General features: G+C 64.2%; 15 protein-coding genes. 11 read left to right on the top strand and 4 right to left on the bottom strand.

The features are described 5' to 3' along the window. Window positions 1–25: 25 nt before the first annotated feature. Window positions 26–1561, bottom strand: a complete 1536-nt coding sequence (locus AC25MA_RS03545) for an HDOD domain-containing protein (RefSeq protein ID WP_088852041.1) — start codon at window positions 1559–1561, stop codon at window positions 26–28. A gap of 130 nt (window positions 1562–1691) precedes the next feature. Here AC25MA_RS03545 and motA point away from each other — a divergent pair, with 130 nt between their 5' ends. Continuing rightward, window positions 1692–2543: a flagellar motor stator protein MotA gene (gene motA, locus AC25MA_RS03540; protein ID WP_023630652.1), complete on the top strand. Its 852-nt coding sequence runs from the start codon at window positions 1692–1694 to the stop codon at window positions 2541–2543. 3 nt (window positions 2544–2546) lie between these two features. Next, window positions 2547–3563 carry a flagellar motor protein MotB gene (motB, locus tag AC25MA_RS03535; protein ID WP_197866732.1) on the top strand — a complete coding sequence of 339 codons (1017 nt, stop codon included), beginning with the start codon at window positions 2547–2549 and terminating at the stop codon, window positions 3561–3563. Window positions 3564–3595: 32 nt separating this feature from the next. On the opposite strand, the gene AC25MA_RS03530 is transcribed toward motB, so the two are convergent. Continuing rightward, window positions 3596–4075 (bottom strand): molecular chaperone Tir, encoded by a 480-nt coding sequence (locus tag AC25MA_RS03530; protein ID WP_028688270.1) that lies wholly within the window; start codon window positions 4073–4075, stop codon window positions 3596–3598. A gap of 146 nt (window positions 4076–4221) precedes the next feature. Next, window positions 4222–5253 (bottom strand): small ribosomal subunit biogenesis GTPase RsgA, encoded by a 1032-nt coding sequence (gene rsgA, locus AC25MA_RS03525; RefSeq protein ID WP_028688269.1) that lies wholly within the window; start codon window positions 5251–5253, stop codon window positions 4222–4224. Window positions 5254–5362: 109 nt separating this feature from the next. Between rsgA and orn the strand changes: the two genes are divergently transcribed. Together orn and AC25MA_RS03515 are read left to right on the top strand one after the other, a co-directional pair. Next, on the top strand, window positions 5363–5905 hold the full coding sequence (orn, locus tag AC25MA_RS03520; protein ID WP_028688268.1) for an oligoribonuclease: 543 nt from the start codon (window positions 5363–5365) through the stop codon (window positions 5903–5905). Window positions 5906–5997: 92 nt separating this feature from the next. Continuing rightward, window positions 5998–6609, top strand: a complete 612-nt coding sequence (locus AC25MA_RS03515) for a trimeric intracellular cation channel family protein (protein WP_023630647.1) — start codon at window positions 5998–6000, stop codon at window positions 6607–6609. Between the two features lie 835 nt (window positions 6610–7444). Here AC25MA_RS03515 and queG read toward each other — a convergent pair. Beyond that, entirely contained in the window at window positions 7445–8509 is a 1065-nt protein-coding gene (gene queG / locus AC25MA_RS03510) for a tRNA epoxyqueuosine(34) reductase QueG (protein ID WP_241411188.1), read from the bottom strand. 65 nt (window positions 8510–8574) lie between these two features. Between queG and AC25MA_RS03505 the strand changes: the two genes are divergently transcribed. The 7 genes from AC25MA_RS03505 (at window position 8575) to hflX (ending at window position 15876) form a co-directional block, all read left to right on the top strand. Further along, window positions 8575–9426, top strand: coding sequence for an NAD(P)H-hydrate dehydratase (locus AC25MA_RS03505; protein WP_279153212.1), 852 nt, complete (start codon window positions 8575–8577; stop codon window positions 9424–9426). Between the two features lie 8 nt (window positions 9427–9434). Next, window positions 9435–9887: a tRNA (adenosine(37)-N6)-threonylcarbamoyltransferase complex ATPase subunit type 1 TsaE gene (gene tsaE, locus AC25MA_RS03500; RefSeq protein ID WP_371349750.1), complete on the top strand. Its 453-nt coding sequence runs from the start codon at window positions 9435–9437 to the stop codon at window positions 9885–9887. Between the two features lie 12 nt (window positions 9888–9899). After that, a complete protein-coding gene (locus AC25MA_RS03495) occupies window positions 9900–11330 on the top strand; it encodes an N-acetylmuramoyl-L-alanine amidase (RefSeq protein WP_028688264.1) in 1431 nt (476 codons plus the stop codon). Further along, the gene (mutL, locus tag AC25MA_RS03490; RefSeq protein WP_182321822.1) at window positions 11327–13228 is read left to right on the top strand and encodes a DNA mismatch repair endonuclease MutL; all 1902 of its coding nucleotides are present in this window, start codon (window positions 11327–11329) and stop codon (window positions 13226–13228) included. The genes AC25MA_RS03495 and mutL overlap by 4 nt, the downstream gene beginning before the upstream one ends. A gap of 1 nt (window position 13229) precedes the next feature. Further along, window positions 13230–14201: a tRNA (adenosine(37)-N6)-dimethylallyltransferase MiaA gene (gene miaA, locus AC25MA_RS03485; protein WP_486971788.1), complete on the top strand. Its 972-nt coding sequence runs from the start codon at window positions 13230–13232 to the stop codon at window positions 14199–14201. Window positions 14202–14295: 94 nt separating this feature from the next. Next, window positions 14296–14556 carry an RNA chaperone Hfq gene (gene hfq / locus AC25MA_RS03480; RefSeq protein ID WP_028688261.1) on the top strand — a complete coding sequence of 87 codons (261 nt, stop codon included), beginning with the start codon at window positions 14296–14298 and terminating at the stop codon, window positions 14554–14556. Between the two features lie 18 nt (window positions 14557–14574). Next, window positions 14575–15876 carry a ribosome rescue GTPase HflX gene (gene hflX / locus AC25MA_RS03475; RefSeq protein WP_028688260.1) on the top strand — a complete coding sequence of 434 codons (1302 nt, stop codon included), beginning with the start codon at window positions 14575–14577 and terminating at the stop codon, window positions 15874–15876. Window positions 15877–15907 lie beyond the last annotated feature (31 nt).

Genomic DNA, 15907 nt, shown 5'->3' with positions numbered 1-15907 from the left:
AAGAGGGGCGATTGTAGCGCAAGGGTCAGGCATTGCGGGTGGCAAACACGGCCAGGGCGCGCTCCACGCATTGCGCGGTCTTGCCGAACGCCTGCACGCTGACGTCGGCCAACGGCTTGCCGTCCTGGTCGGCCACCGCCAGCATCAGTACCTGGTCGCCCACCGCCAGCGAGCGCAGCAGCAAGTGCTCGCCGCGGAAGAAAGCGCGCAGCGGTGCCGGCAGCAGGGCACTGAACTGGGCATGGTTGTCGGGTGTCAGGCGTAGTTGCCCGGCTTTTGCCATCAACTTTTGCAACAATTTGTTCTGCACGACGGGCAGCGCCATGGCGGCGGCCTCGCGTGGCAGGCCGGCGGTCTGCTGCACGCGCAGGTAGTCGGTGGTCTTGTCCAGGCTCAGCAGCATGATGCGTTGCATGCCGCAGGCCAGCAGGGCGTCGCGGGCCTGGGTGGCCAGGTGCACGGCATTGCTGAACGGGCTGGGCTGGGCCAACAGTTCCTGGCACAGCGCGCGCCAGCGGCCAAGATCCTCGGTGCTGGGTGGCGGCGGAGTAAGCATGTCCGGGTGCGGTCTGCGCTGGTGCCAGGGCCAGATCAGCGCCTCGGCCGGGTGGAACAGCGCATCACGGGCGTGATGACGGGCACTGGCCGCGGCTTGTTGGTGAACCTGCTGTTGGACATCGTCCAGGGTGGTCTGCAGGTATAGCGCGGTGAGCAGTTGCCAGCGCAGCAGGTGCGGGTTGTCCCAGCCTACCTGGGCGGCCAGGGCGAGGCCGTTGGCCAGCAGCACGGTGTTGGGTGGCTGGTTGAACCAGCGACGCAGCGCTGGCTCGTCGTCCAGGCGCTGCTGCTGGACCAGCGGGTCCTGTTCGCGGGCGATGTTCAGCACCTGAGCCAGTTGCTCGCGCTCGTCCATCAGCAGGCGATAGCCCTGGGTCACCCACTCGGGCAGGCGCCAATGCTCGGCCATGGCCTGGCATAGTTGCATGAGGCGCACGCCGAACAGTTCCCGTTCGACCTCGGCGGCGTCCTCGCTCTTGTGGATGACCCGCAGTTCCCAGTTATCCAGCAATTTGGGGTAGGCCAGGGCCAGCGGCCACAGCGGCGAGAGGAACAGCAGGCTGCCCCAGTGGATTTCCTGCCACAGCCGCGCCAGCCGGCTGGCGAACAGGCCGTTGGCCTGTTGGGTGGCGTGTTGGCTGATCAACAGGAACTGGCGCAGCACCGGCGGGATCTCGTCGGCCGGTATCGACGGCAGCCGCGCCAGCAACTGGCTGGTGCGGGCCAGCCCCAGCCGATTAAGGGCGATTTCCAGGCTTTCGGCAGGCTCCGCCAGGCTGGCGTTGGCCGGGTGGTTGGCCTCGCGCAGCACGCAGAGCACCAACGCGGGGCTGTCCTGCATCAGTTCGGCGATGTCGCGCAGGGAGCGGCGGCTGTCGTTGATGGCCTGTAGAACGCGGTCGTGGCTGTCTTTCGGCACGGGTACTCGAATCCCGTCGAGCAGCTTTACCCAGGCCTCTAGACTCGACGGAACCTGACTTGGCACCTTGGTTTCAATTGGCATATTGACATCAGTCCGAACTGGCTTTTCGCAATGAGTGGCTATAGTCTGGCGCAGTTCTGCCGATAAGTAGAAGAAGAGTTTTCAAGCTTCCGTTCCCTACCCTGACCACGACAGCAAGTGCTTCCAACTTATGGCTAAAATTATCGGCATCATCGTCGTATTCGCGAGCGTGCTCGGCGGCTACGTGCTTTCCCACGGCAAGATCGCGGCACTGATCCAGCCGTTCGAAGTGCTGATCATCGGCGGCGCGGCCTTTGGTGCGTTCCTCCAGGCCAACCCTGGTTACATGACCATGCATGTAATCAAGAAGTCGCTGAAGATGTTCGGCACCCGCTTCACCCACACCTTCTACCTCGAAGTGCTGGGCCTGGTGTACGAGATCCTCAACAAGAGCCGTCGTGAAGGCATGATGGCCATCGAGGGGGACATCGAGGACGCCGCGGCCAGCCCGATCTTTGCCAAGTACCCGGCCGTGCTGGGCGATGAGCGCATGACCGCGTTCATCTGCGACTACCTGCGGATCATGTCCACAGGCAACATGGCGCCCCATGAGCTCGAAGGCCTGTTCGACATGGAGCTGCTGAGCATGAAGGAAGAGCTGGAGCACCCGTCCCACGCGGTGACCGGCATCGCCGACGGCATGCCCGGCTTCGGTATCGTCGCGGCGGTACTGGGTATCGTGGTGACCATGGCCTCGTTGGGCGATGGCGACCAGAAGTCCATCGGCCTGCACGTGGGCGCGGCACTGGTCGGTACCTTCTTCGGTATTCTCGCTGCCTACGGCTTCTTCGGCCCGCTGGCCAACGCCCTGCGCCACGATGCGAAAGAGGAACTGAACGTCTACGAGGCGATCAAGGCCTCGCTGGTGGCCTCGGCCTCCGGCATGCCGCCGTCGCTGGCGGTCGAGTTCGGTCGCAAGGTGCTGTACCCGGCGCACCGCCCGAGCTTCGCCGAGCTGGAACAAGCGGTACGCGGTCGCTAAGCCATGGAGAACAATCAGCCCATCATCGTCAAGCGCGTCAAGCGCTTTGGCGACGGCCATCACGGCGGCGCCTGGAAAATCGCCTTCGCCGACTTCGCCACGGCGATGATGGCGTTCTTCCTGGTGCTCTGGCTGCTGTCGACGGCCACGCCCGAGCAGAAGATCGCCATCGCCGGCTACTTCAAGGATCCGATCGGCTTCTCCGAGAGCGGCACGCCCTACATCATCGACCTGGGCGGTTCGCCGCAACTGGCGCCGGAAAAGACCATCAACCCGGAAGTGAAGTCCGAACCGACGCCCGACACCAGCCTGCAGCTGGACAAGGACAAGGTCGAGACCATGGCCGAGCAGGTCGAGCGCGAGCGCCTCGAGCTCTTGCTGCAGGAGTTGCAGAACAAGGTCGAGGAAAACCCGCAACTGCAGAAGTTCAAGGACCAGATCCTGTTCGAGATCACCCAGGACGGTCTGCGCATCCAGATCATGGATGCCGAGAACCGGCCAATGTTTGACCTGGGGAGTGCACGACTGCAGCCCTATTTCGAAGATATTCTGTTGGCCATGGCCGACACCATCAAGGCGGTCCCGAACAAGATCAGCATCAGTGGCCATACCGATGCCAAGCCGTATTCCGGTACCGGCGATTTCGGTAACTGGGAGCTTTCGGCCAACCGCGCCAACGCGGCGCGTCGTGCATTGGTCGCCGGTGGCTATCCGGACGAGCAGGTGGCCCGTGTGGTCGGTTATGCATCGTCGTCGCTGTTCGATCGTGCCAACCCGTTTAACCCGGTCAACCGCCGTATCGACATCATCGTCCTGACCAAGAAGGCGCAACGCGATATCGAAGGTGAGCAGGGCAAGCCGGACGCAGCGCCACCTGCCGCTGAAGCACCGCCTGCGGGCGCTGCGCCAGGTGCGGACGCGACACCGGGCGATACGCCGATGCAGCCGCGCGAGCTGCGCCAGAAGCTGAACATCTTCGAGGATGGCGTGTTGAAGATGGATGAGGCCAAAGACCAGTAATTGACAGGGGCCGCTTTGCGGCCCCGATGCATTCAGAACCCCCGCCTGATCTTGGCCTTGAGATCGGCATGGAAGAAATCTGCATTGTCCCTGTCCGACACTACGCCGTCCCCGGCCGGTGAAGCCATGGCCCGGCCAAAGGTCTGCTCGTCATGATAGGCGCGCACGAACAGGTCTATATGCGCTCGTTCCCGCATTACTGGCCACTTGCGCAGGCTCTGCGGCAGTTCAGTCGAGTCAGGGTGGTAGAAAGTCACCCGCCGATCCGCCATGGCCGCTGCGCCCAGTAACCAGGCCGTCCACAAGTCTTCGGTATAGGCCTCGCAGAGCACTCCGATCCAGTGAGTGGCATCGGCCATGTGTTGGCAAAAGCTGCCATGCAGGTCGTCGTGGGTCTGTCCTTCACTGTCGAAGGGGACGAGTTGGGTGGGAATGCCTTCTAGTAGCAGGCGCTCGTTCAAGATGAAGGCATCGAGCCGTTCGTTCTGGTGGTAACTGATGAATACCGGCATCTGTGCTGCCCTCCCTGATCAATGCCGACGACAAAGTCATGACCATCAGGGAAAACCGTGGGAGGGACAATAGGAGACCGCGAAACCGGAGCGGTCCTACCTGCTCCGGTAAAATTTCCTACGATGCTGGCGTGCTTGCCGTCACTTCAATAGGTGTCTTCCGGCAAACTGGCGATGATCGAGCGGTAGCTGTTCATTCGCTGTTGCGTGACGCTGCCGTCTTCCAGGGCCTTGAGCAGCGCACAGCCAGGCTCGCGGTCATGCTTGCAGTCGCGGAAGCGGCAGTTGCCGATCAGTTCGCGGAATTCGATGAATCCATCCTCGACATCATCACGGCTGACATGGCCCAGGCCGAATTCGCGGATGCCCGGCGAGTCGATCAGGTCACCGCCATTGGGGAAGTGGTAGAGGCGCGCGGTGGTAGTGGTGTGAGTGCCCTGGCCGGACCATTCCGATAGGTCGCCGACACGGGTGCCTGCATCAGGCAGCAGGCTGTTGACCAGCGAGGACTTGCCCACGCCCGACTGTCCGACGAACACGCTGATATGACCATCGAGCGTCTGCTGCAAGCGCTGCATGCCATCGCCCTGGTGCGCCGAGACTTCCAGCAGCGGGTAGCCCAGGCCGCGGTAGACCTCGAGCATGGCATTGAGAGTCGGGGCGTTCTCGTCGTTGATCAGGTCGGCCTTGTTCAGCAGTAGCAGTGGGTGGATGCCGGCATGCTCGGCGGCGACCAGGTACCGGTCGATCAGGTTGGGGTGCGGTTCGGGCGCAGGGGCGAAGACAATGACGATCAGGTCGACGTTGGCTGCCACCGGCTTGAGCTGGCCATGATTGTTTGGCCGGCACAGCTCGGTGCTGCGCGGCATCTGCGCGACGATCACGCCGATGCCCTGGTTGCCCGCGCGCCAGACCACACGGTCGCCGGTGACCAGCGCCGGCAGATTGGCCCGCAGGTGGCAACGGAAGACCTGGCCGGCGGCCTCGCCGTCCTGGGCCTCGACCTCGACCTGCACACCGAAGTGGGCGATCACCAGGCCCAGTTGTTCCGGCCCTAGATCGCCACCCTCCAGTTCCTGCAGCACGTGCTGCTCGCGTTTGGCGGCGCGGGCGGCGCGCTCGCCCTGGATCTTTTCGATGCGCCAGTTCTGGCGGCGATTGAGCTGGCGTTTGGCCATGAGGGTTCCGTGTCGGCGGGGCAGAAAGAAAACGGCGGGCAGTTTAGCACGGCACGCCCACGAGCCGCCCCGCTAGGCTAATATGACGGGCTATTCGAGGAGCCTTTTCATGCAGAACCCACAGAATCTGATCTGGATTGATCTGGAGATGACCGGCCTGGATCCGGACAACGACGTCATCATCGAGATGGCCACCATCGTCACCGACAGCGAGCTGAACACCCTGGCTGAAGGCCCGGTGATCGCCATTCACCACAGTGATGAGGTGTTGGCGCGCATGGACGAGTGGAACACCCGCACCCACGGCGCCTCGGGCCTGACCCAGCGCGTGCGGGAGAGCAAGGTGAGCATGGCCGAGGCCGAGGCGCAGACCATCGCTTTCCTCGAACAGTGGGTGCCGAAGGGCAAGTCGCCGATCTGTGGCAACAGTATCTGCCAGGACCGTCGTTTCCTGTATCGCCACATGCGCGAGTTGGAAAACTACTTCCACTATCGCAACCTCGATGTGTCCACGCTCAAGGAGCTGGCCGCGCGCTGGGCGCCGGAAGTGCGTGACAGCTTCAAGAAGGGCAGCACCCACCTGGCGCTGGACGATATTCGCGAGTCGATTGGCGAGCTGCGCCACTATCGCGAGCACTTCATCAAGGTCTGACCTTGTCGTGCGCCGACGATCGTCGGCGCGCCCCCTTTTGGTGCCCCGCGCGACTGGGTAGACTGCGCGCCTTTCCCGCACGGACCTGCACCATGTTGCTGATGCTCTACCTCATCGCGATCACCGCCGAAGCCATGACCGGCGCCCTGTCCGCCGGCCGCCGCGGCATGGACTGGTTCGGCGTGGTGCTGATCGCCTGCGTCACCGCGCTCGGTGGTGGCTCGGTGCGTGACGTGCTGCTTGGGCACTACCCGCTGACCTGGGTGAAGCACCCGGAGTACCTGGTGCTGACCAGCTTCGCGGCGCTGCTGACGATTTTCATCGCGCCCTTGATGCGTCACCTGCGGTCGCTGTTCCTGGTGCTCGACGCGCTGGGGTTGGTGGCGTTTACCCTGATCGGCTGCATGACCGCGCTGGAGATGGGGCAGGGGTTCCTGGTTGCTTCGATCAGCGGGGTGATTACCGGGGTGTTTGGCGGCATCCTGCGGGATATCTTCTGCAACGATATTCCGCTGGTGTTTCGGCGTGAGCTCTATGCCAGTGTGTCGTTCGCGGCGGCTTGGTTCTACCTGGGGTGCGTTTACTTCAAGGTACCGGCGGAGCAGGCCATGTTGCTGACATTGTTTGGTGGTTTTCTGGTGCGGTTGTTGGCGATTCGGTTTCATTGGGAGATGCCGAAGTTTCATTACAACGATCAACAGTAAACTAGCGCTGCGCTTTGAGGGGTTCAGTTATCCCTGTGGGAGACGGCTAGCCGCCGAGAGCCTATAACTTAGCTACACTGCCAGTGGTCCAATAGTTGGTTCATGTCTGTTGATCTTGATCTTGATCTTGATCTTGCTTCTAAGCGCGCGATAGTTCAGGCAACGCCAATTGCGACTTCAGGAGGCCGAGCGGAGTTCTTGCGGAGGGAGGTGACGGGCATGGATGCCCGTCAAGCGCTGCGCCCCAGGATGGGGCGTTCAGCGCGGTCCTCCCGGGAGCAAGAACGGAGCGATGGAACCCCGGAGCGAAGCGTAGGGGCCGGATGAATGGAGCGAGGATTTTTTGGTGACTTTTTGATCCTTCAAAAAGTTACCCGCCGTAAGGGCGGAAAGGTGACTTCGCGTCACCATCGCGAATGAATGCGCATATAGCTTTCAAAACACATGCTCTAAAAGTCAAAGTCAAAGTCGGTCGGCGCTGGTTTTAATGGTTGTAAGTGCATTCGTTTGCGATGTCGACGCATAGTCACCTTTTCGCCCTTACGGCGAGTTCCTTTTTGAAGGATCAAAAAGGAACCAAAAAATCCTCGCTCCATTCATCCGGCCCTCCGCTTCGCTCCGGGTTCCCTCACTCCGGCCTTGCTCCCGGGAGGACCGCGCTGTACGCCCCATCCTGGGGCGCAGCGCTTGACGGGCATCCATGCCCGTCACCTCCCTCCGCAAGACCTCCGTTCGGCCTCCTGAAGTCGCGAAGTTACGGGCGGCGCCTGGACTGGTGCAGCTGTCGCTAGTGGGCTGCAGGGGTTAATCTTCTGATCGCCAAGGCCGGCAGGCGTCAAAGGGCGTCGTGGCGAGCCAGCGCCCACTCCACGTGCTCGCGTACCAGCTCCGAAGGATCATCCCGCCGCGCGTTGAGCGCCTCCAGCACGGGAATGGTCGATGGCGCATTCCCCAGTCCCACCGCTAGGTTACGCAAAAACCGCTCATACCCCGCCCGCCGCAAGGGCGAGCCCTCGGTGCAACCGAGAAAACGCTTTTCATCCCACAGGAACAGCTCGGCCAGCTCGATATTGTCCAGCCCCCGGCGGGGCATGAAGTCGTCTTCGGTCGTGGTCTTGGCGAAACGGTTCCAAGGGCAGACGATCTGGCAATCGTCGCAGCCGAACACCCGGTTACCGATCAGTGGGCGCAGTTCCAGTGGAATGGCACCGCGTAATTCGATGGTCAGATAGGAGATGCAGCGTCGGGCATCAAGCTGGTAGGCCCCGACGAATGCCTGGGTCGGGCAGATGTCCAGGCACGCCTGGCAGCGCCCGCAATGATCGCTGCCCTGCACGCCGTCGATCGGCAGCGGGAGGTCGACGAACAGCTCGGCCAGGAAGAAATAGCTGCCAGCCTTGCGGTTCAGCAGCAGGGTGTTCTTGCCGATCCAGCCCAGGCCGGCTTCCTGCGCCAGGGCCTTTTCCAGCACCGGGGCGCTGTCGACGAAGGCGCGGTAGCCAAAGGGACCGATGGCCGCCTGGATGCGGTCGGCGAAGTGCTGCACGCGCTTGCGCACCAGCTTGTGATAATCGCGGCCCAAGGCGTAGCGCGAGATATAGGCCTTTTCCGGCTCCGCCAGGCGCTTGGCCATCTGCGTGTCGCCGGGCAGGTAGTCCATGCGCAGCGAAACCACCCGTAGCGTGCCGGGGATCAGCTCGGCCGGGCGCGAGCGCTTGTGGCCATGGTCGCCCATGTACTCCATCTCGCCGTTGTAGCCAGCGGCCAGCCAGCGCTGCAGGTGCTGTTCGTGCTCGCCAAGATCGACGCCGGCGATGCCGACATGGGCAAAACCGAGTTCGCGGCCCCAATCCTTGATCGATTGGGCCAGTGTGGCGATGTCTGGAGTCGTGGCGGGCATGGATGGATAAGGCATTACAGGCACAGGTGCGTATAATTCTGCCAGACATCGGAGCCTTTGACCCCATGCCTCAGACCAAACACCCCCCATTGTTGCTGAGCAGCCTGACCTTGGCCGGGCTGGCACCCCGTGCCGCCGATGCCCACAAGGGCGATTTCGGCCATGTGCTGGTGATCGGCGGTGACCTGGGCACCGGCGGCGCGGTCTTGCTCAGCAGCGAGGCGGCGCTGCGTTGCGGCGCCGGCCTGGTCAGCGTGGCGACCCGTGCCGAGCACGTCGCCGCCGGGCTGGCACGCCTGCCGGAGGTGATGTGGCTGGGCGTGAGCTCGGCCAACCAGTTGCTCGGCCCGCTCGCACGGGCCACGGTGCTGGTGGTCGGCCCCGGGCTGGGCCAGGCGGCCTGGGGCCGCAGCCTGCTGTCGGCGGTGACCCATGCGCATCTGCCGCAGGTATGGGACGCCGATGCTCTCAACCTGCTGGCCGCTGCGCCACTGGCGTTGCCCAGCGGCAGCATCCTCACCCCGCACCCGGGCGAGGCTGCGCGGCTGCTGGGCATCTCCACCGAGGCGGTGCAGGCCGACCGGCCGGGCGCCGCGCGCAAGCTGGCGCGGCGTTACGCCAGCGTCTGCGTGCTCAAGGGCGCGGGCACGCTGGTGGCCGATCCGGCGGGGCAGTTGGCGCAGTGCGGGCGAGGGCATCCGGCCATGGCCGGTGCCGGGCTGGGCGACGTGCTTACCGGCGTGTTGGCGGCGTTGTTGGCCCAGGGGCTGGACGCCTGGCAGGCCGCGTGCCTGGGGGTATGGTTGCATGCCTGCGCGGGCGAGCGCCTAGGTGTCAAAGGTAGAGGGCTGGCGGCCAGCGATCTGGTCCCGGTCATTAGAGCGTTATTGGAGGAGCATTCAGCGTGTCAGGTTTAACCCTGTTTCTGGCCGACGAGCCAGCCACCGTCGCCTTTGGCGCCAAGCTGGCCGAAGTGACCAAAGGTCATGGTGTGATCTTTCTCGAAGGCGACCTGGGCGCCGGCAAGACCACGCTGTCCCGTGGACTGATCCGTGGCCTGGGTCATGAAGGTCCGGTGAAAAGTCCGACATTCACCGTGGTCGAACCCTACGAAATCGGCGACATCCGCGCCTTCCATTTCGACCTCTATCGCCTGGTCGATCCGGAGGAACTGGAGTTCATGGGCATTCGTGACTATTTCGAGGGCGATGCGCTGTGCCTGTTCGAATGGCCCGACAAAGGCGCGGGCGTTTTGCCAAAGCCCGACCTGACCATTACCATAAGCCCGCAAGCGGGCGGACGTTCGCTGAACCTGTCGCCGCAGGGGGCACGCGGCGAAGCCTGGTGTGCCGTTCTGGCCAAAGAATTCAAACAGTAAGTGGGGAAAGGTATGCGCATACGCGCACTGGTCGCCGTCGTTGGGCTGCTGCTGACCGCGGTGACCGTTGACGCGCTGGCCGTCACTCAAGTCAAGAGCATGCGCCTGTGGCGCGCTCCAGACAACACGCGGCTGGTCTTCGACCTGTCCGGGCCTGTGCAGCACAGCGTCTTCACCCTGACCGCACCCGATCGCCTGGTGATCGACATCAACGGCGCCACCCTGGGTGCGCCGCTGAATGTCTCCACCTCGAATACGCCGATCACCAGCGTGCGCTCGGCCCAGCGCACGCCCACCGACCTGCGGGTGGTGGTCGACCTGAAAAAGGCCGTCTCCCCCAAGAGCTTCACCCTGGCGCCAAACGCCCAGTACGGCAACCGCCTGGTGGTCGACCTGTACGATCAGGAGGCCGATGCCATCGCCGCCAGCAACCCGACCCCGCCACCGACGCCGCAGCCCCCGGCCACGACGCCAGCGGTGCCGGTCACCCCGGCGCAACCGGCGATCAAGCTGCCGCCAGCTCCGAGCGGCAAGCGTGACATCGTGGTCGCCATCGACGCCGGTCACGGTGGCGAAGACCCTGGCGCGTCCGGCTCGCGCGGCCAACACGAGAAAGACATCGTGCTGGATATCGCCAAGGAGCTGCAGCGTCAGATCAACGCCGAGAAGGGCTACCGCGCCGAGCTGACCCGTACCGGCGACTACTTCATCCCGTTGCGCAAGCGCACCGAGATCGCCCGCAAGAAGGGCGCCGACCTGTTCGTTTCGATTCACGCCGACGCCGCGCCGTCGAAGGCCGCGTTTGGCGCCTCGGTGTTCGCCCTGTCCGACCGTGGCGCCACCTCCGAGACCGCCCGTTGGCTGGCCGACACGGAAAACCGTTCCGACCTGATCGGCGGTGCCGGCAACGTCAGCCTCGACGACAAGGACCGCATGCTGGCCGGCGTGCTGCTCGACCTGTCGATGACCGCCACCCTCAGCTCCAGCCTCAACGTTGGGCAGAAGGTGCTGGGCAACATGGGACGGGTCACGCCGCTGCACAAGCAGCGTGTGGAGCAGGCCGGGTTCATGGTGCTGAAATCGCCGGACATTCCGTCGATCCTGGTCGAGACCGGGTTCATCTCCAACGCCAACGAGGCCGCCAAGCTGGCGACCCGCAGCCACCAGCAGGCGCTGGCGCGCTCGATCCACACCGGCGTGCGCCAGTTCTTCCAGCAGAACCCGCCACCGGGCACCTACATCGCCTGGCTGCGCGACAGCGGCAAGATCGCCCAGGGGCCGCGTGAGCACACCGTGCGCCCCGGCGAGACACTGGCGATGATCGCGGTGCGCTACCAGGTCAGCGTTGCCAGCCTGCGCAGCAGCAACAGCCTGAAAACCGACGAGCTGAAGGTCGGCCAGCACCTGGACATCCCCACCACCGCCCTGGCGTCCCAGCAATGAGTGGCGGCTCGCGCATACAGCTGCTCAGCCCGCGGCTGGCCAACCAGATCGCCGCCGGCGAGGTGGTCGAGCGCCCCGCGTCGGTGGCCAAGGAACTGCTGGAAAACAGCCTCGACTCCGGTGCCCGGCGCATCGAGGTCGAGGTCGAGCAGGGTGGCGTGAAGCTGCTGCGGGTGCGCGACAACGGCAGCGGCATCGCCCCGGATGACCTGCCGCTGGCCCTGGCGCGTCACGCCACCAGCAAGATCCGCGAACTGGAGGACCTCGAAGGCGTACTCAGCCTCGGCTTTCGCGGAGAAGCCCTGGCCTCGATCAGTTCGGTGGCACGCCTGACCCTGACCTCGCGCACCGTCGACGCCAGCGAAGCCTGGCAGGTGGAAACCGAAGGGCGCGAGATGACGCCTCGGGTGCAGCCCGCCGCGCATCCGGTCGGCACCTCGGTCGAAGTGCGCGACCTATTCTTCAATACCCCGGCCCGGCGCAAGTTCCTCAAGGCCGAGAAGACCGAGTTCGATCACCTGCAGGAAGTGATCCGGCGCCTGGCACTGGCGCGCTTCGACGTCGGCTTCCACCTGCGCCATAACGGCAAGACCATCTTCAGCCTGCACGAAGCCGCCGACGAGATGGCCCGGGCGCGGCGCGTGGGCGCCATCTGCGGCCCGGGCTTCCTCGAGCAGGCGCTGCCGATCGATGTCGAGCGCAATGGCCTGCGCCTGTGGGGCTGGGTCGGCTTGCCGACCTTCTCGCGCAGCCAGGCCGACCTGCAGTACTTCTTCGTCAATGGCCGCGCCGTGCGCGACAAGCTGGTCGCCCACGCGGTGCGCCAGGCCTATCGCGACGTGCTGTTCAATGGCCGCCACCCGACCTTCGTGCTGTTCCTCGAGTGCGACCCGACCGGAGTGGACGTCAACGTGCACCCGACCAAGCACGAAGTGCGCTTCCGCGAAGGGCGCATGGTCCACGACTTCCTTTATGGCACCTTGCACCGCGCCCTGGCCGACGTGCGCCCGGAAGACCAGCTCGCCGCGCCTGCCGCGACCAGCGAGATGCTCCGCCCGAGTGGTCTGCAGGCCGGCGAGTTCGGCCCGCAGGGCGAGATGCGCCTGGCCTCGCCGGTGCTCGAGCAGCCCCAGGGCGAGGCGCGCCCTGCCTTCTCCTCCGGCGGTTCTGGCGCTGGCTATCAGTATCAGTACACCCCGCGCCCCGCGCAGCCGGTCCACGTCGGCGAGGCCCAGGCGGTCTACCGCGAGTTCTACGCGCCGCTGGACAACACCGCCGCCACGTCGAGCGCGCTGCCGGAAAGCCAGGGCGACATTCCGCCGTTGGGCTACGCCCTGGCACAGCTCAAGGGTATCTATATCCTCGCCGAAAACGCTGTCGGCCTGGTGCTGGTGGACATGCACGCCGCCCATGAGCGGATCATGTACGAGCGTCTGAAGGTGGCCATGGCCAGCGAAGGCCTGAGCGGCCAACCGCTGCTGGTGCCCGAGTCGCTGGCGCTGAGCCAGCGCGAGGCCGATTGTGCCGAGGAACACGCTCAGTGGTTCCAGCGTCTGGGCTTCGAGCTGCAGCGCCTGGGCCCGGAAACCCTGGCGATCCGCCAGATCCCGGCGTTGCTCAAGCAGGCCGAGGCCAACCGTCTGGTGCAGGATGTGCTTGCCGACCTTATGGAGTACGGCACCAGCGACCGGATCCAGGCGCACCTGAACGAACTGCTCGGAACCATGGCCTGCCACGGCGCGGTGCGCGCCAACCGACGCCTGGCCATCCCGGAGATGAACGCGCTGCTGCGCGACATGGAAAACACTGAGCGCAGCGGCCAGTGCAACCATGGCCGGCCGACCTGGACCCAGATGGGCCTGGACGACCTGGACAAGCTGTTCCTGCGGGGCCGATGAGATGAGTGCGAAACCCCCGGCGATCTTCCTCATGGGACCGACTGCAGCCGGCAAGACCGATCTTGCCATCGAGCTGACCAAGGTGCTGCCCTGCGAGCTGATCAGCGTCGATTCGGCGCTGGTCTATCGCGGCATGGACATCGGCACCGCGAAGCCCTCCAAGGAGGTGCTGGCCGCCCACCCGCACCGCTTGATCGACATCCTCGATCCCGCCGAAAGCTACTCGGCCAAGCGGTTCTGCACCGATGCCCTCGAGGCCATGGCCGAGATCACCGCGCGCGGCAAGATCCCGCTGCTGGTCGGCGGCACCATGCTCTATTACAAGGCACTGATCGAGGGCCTGGCCGACATGCCGGAGGCTGACCCGGCGGTGCGCGCCGAACTCGAGGCCCAGGCCGCCACGCTGGGCCTGGGCGAGCTGCACCGGCAACTGGCCGAGGTGGATCCCGAATCGGCGGGGCGCATCCACCCGAATGACCCGCAGCGGTTGATCCGTGCGCTCGAAGTGTATCGGGTCAGCGGCAAGACCATGACCGCCCACCGCCAACGTCAATTCGCGGAAAGTAGCGCTGCAGACGCAGGCGCGGGCGGGCATTTGCCCTATACTGTCGCGAGTTTGGCGATTGCTCCTACAGATCGTCACATTTTGCATCAGCGAATTGCGTTACGATTTTCACAGATGCTGGAACAGGGCTTCGTCGACGAGGTCCGAACGCTGCGAGCCAGAAGTGACTTGCACGCGGAACTGCCGTCTATACGGGCAGTGGGCTATCGACAGGTCTGGGATCATCTCGACGGCAAGCTGACTGAGAATGAGATGCGTGAACGCGGTATCATCGCCACACGCCAGCTGGCCAAGCGGCAGTTCACCTGGTTGCGCGGTTGGGAAGGCGTGCACTGGCTGGATAGCCTGGCCTGCGACAATCTGTCCCGCACCTTGAAATACCTGGGGACCGTCTCCATATTGAGCTGAGTCCCTGCCAAATGCCGTCTATCCTTGCGGACGGGCGTCATAATTTATCGATTTTCTTGATTTTCTACTATTGATCCTTACAGGAGTGCGGCATATGTCAAAAGGGCATTCGCTACAAGACCCTTACTTGAACACCTTGAGAAAAGAAAAAGTCCCGGTTTCGATCTATCTGGTCAACGGGATCAAGCTGCAGGGCCAGATCGAATCCTTCGACCAGTTTGTTGTGCTGCTGAAGAACACTGTCAGCCAGATGGTCTACAAGCACGCCATTTCGACTGTCGTACCTGCCCGTCCGGTTCGCCTGCCAAGCCCGTCCGATGCCGATCACGGCGACAGCGAGCAAGGCAACGCTTGAAAAAAGTAGGAGCCTGCATTGTTCTTTGAGCGCCACGGTGGTGGTGAGCGAGCGCTGCTCGTTCACTTGGAAGGTCAGAACCCTGAGGCGCGCGAAGACCCGCAGGAGTTTCAGGAGCTGGCGCTGTCGGCCGGCGCCGATATCGTCTCGCTGGTAACAGTGGCGCGGCATCAGCCCACCGCCAAGTTTCTGATCGGCAGCGGCAAGGTCGACGAATTGCGCGACCTGGTCCAATCAGCCGAAGCCGACCTGGTGATTTTCAATCACACCCTTACGCCCAGCCAGGAACGCAACCTCGAGCGCGTCTTCGAGTGTCGCGTGCTGGACCGCACCGGGCTGATTCTCGACATCTTCGCCCAGCGGGCGCGCACTCATGAAGGCAAGCTGCAGGTCGAACTGGCCCAGCTCGAGCACATGAGCACGCGGCTGGTGCGCGGCTGGACCCACCTTGAGCGGCAGAAAGGCGGTATCGGCCTGCGCGGCCCGGGCGAGACCCAGCTGGAAACCGACCGCCGCCTGCTGCGGGTGCGCCTGCGTCAGATCAAGGCACGCCTGGAGAAGGTGCGCAGTCAGCGCGAGCAGGCCCGTCGCGGGCGCAAGCGCGCGGACATCCCGTCGGTGTCGCTGGTGGGCTACACCAACGCCGGCAAGTCGACCTTGTTCAACGCCCTGACGCAATCCGAGGTGTATGCCGCGGACCAGTTGTTCGCCACCCTCGACCCGACCTTGCGCCGGCTCGAACTGGCCGACCTGGGGCCGATCGTGCTGGCCGACACCGTGGGCTTTATCCGCCACCTGCCGCACAAGCTGGTCGAGGCATTTCGGGCTACGCTCGAAGAGTCGAGCAACTCCGACCTGCTGCTGCACGTGATCGACGCCCATGAGCCCGAGCGCATGGAGCAGATCGAACAGGTGCTGGCGGTGCTGGGCGAGATCGGGGCCGAGAGCTTGCCGATCCTCGAGGTCTATAACAAACTCGACCTGCTTGAAGATGTCGAGCCGCAGATTCAACGCGATGCCGATGGCAAGCCGCAGCGGGTCTGGGTATCGGCACGTGATGGACGCGGCCTGGAGCTGGTTGGCCAGGCGATTGCCGAGCTGCTGGGGGACGATCTGTACGTCGGAACCCTGTGCCTGGAGCAACGGTTTGCCCGCCTGCGCGCGCAATTCTTTGCCCTGGGTGCCGTGCAGAGTGAAGAGCATGATGAAGAAGGGCGCAGCCTGCTGAGCGTGCGACTGCCCAGGGTCGAGTTGAATCGCCTGGTCAGCCGCGAAGGCATGGAGCCGCAAGTGTTTGTCGAGCAACACACTTTGCAATAAATGCCCGTCGAGGTCGGCGGGCAGCGGTGAC

This window comes from Pseudomonas sp. P65(2024) (assembly GCF_057480955.1).
This window is presented reverse-complemented; position numbering and strand designations above follow the sequence as displayed.

What these genes read in the sequence shown, in the direction of transcription:
- AC25MA_RS03545 (WP_088852041.1), bottom strand. Translation starts at nt 1,561, where the DNA reads ATGCCAATTGAAACCAAGGTGCCAAGTCAGGTTCCGTCGAGTCTAGAG.
- motA (WP_023630652.1), top strand. Translation starts at nt 1,692, where the DNA reads ATGGCTAAAATTATCGGCATCATCGTCGTATTCGCGAGCGTGCTCGGC.
- motB (WP_197866732.1), top strand. Translation starts at nt 2,547, where the DNA reads ATGGAGAACAATCAGCCCATCATCGTCAAGCGCGTCAAGCGCTTTGGC.
- AC25MA_RS03530 (WP_028688270.1), bottom strand. Translation starts at nt 4,075, where the DNA reads ATGCCGGTATTCATCAGTTACCACCAGAACGAACGGCTCGATGCCTTC.
- rsgA (WP_028688269.1), bottom strand. Translation starts at nt 5,253, where the DNA reads ATGGCCAAACGCCAGCTCAATCGCCGCCAGAACTGGCGCATCGAAAAG.
- orn (WP_028688268.1), top strand. Translation starts at nt 5,363, where the DNA reads ATGCAGAACCCACAGAATCTGATCTGGATTGATCTGGAGATGACCGGC.
- AC25MA_RS03515 (WP_023630647.1), top strand. Translation starts at nt 5,998, where the DNA reads ATGTTGCTGATGCTCTACCTCATCGCGATCACCGCCGAAGCCATGACC.
- queG (WP_241411188.1), bottom strand. Translation starts at nt 8,509, where the DNA reads ATGCCCGCCACGACTCCAGACATCGCCACACTGGCCCAATCGATCAAG.
- AC25MA_RS03505 (WP_279153212.1), top strand. Translation starts at nt 8,575, where the DNA reads ATGCCTCAGACCAAACACCCCCCATTGTTGCTGAGCAGCCTGACCTTG.
- AC25MA_RS03495 (WP_028688264.1), top strand. Translation starts at nt 9,900, where the DNA reads ATGCGCATACGCGCACTGGTCGCCGTCGTTGGGCTGCTGCTGACCGCG.
- mutL (WP_182321822.1), top strand. Translation starts at nt 11,327, where the DNA reads ATGAGTGGCGGCTCGCGCATACAGCTGCTCAGCCCGCGGCTGGCCAAC.
- miaA (WP_486971788.1), top strand. Translation starts at nt 13,230, where the DNA reads ATGAGTGCGAAACCCCCGGCGATCTTCCTCATGGGACCGACTGCAGCC.
- hfq (WP_028688261.1), top strand. Translation starts at nt 14,296, where the DNA reads ATGTCAAAAGGGCATTCGCTACAAGACCCTTACTTGAACACCTTGAGA.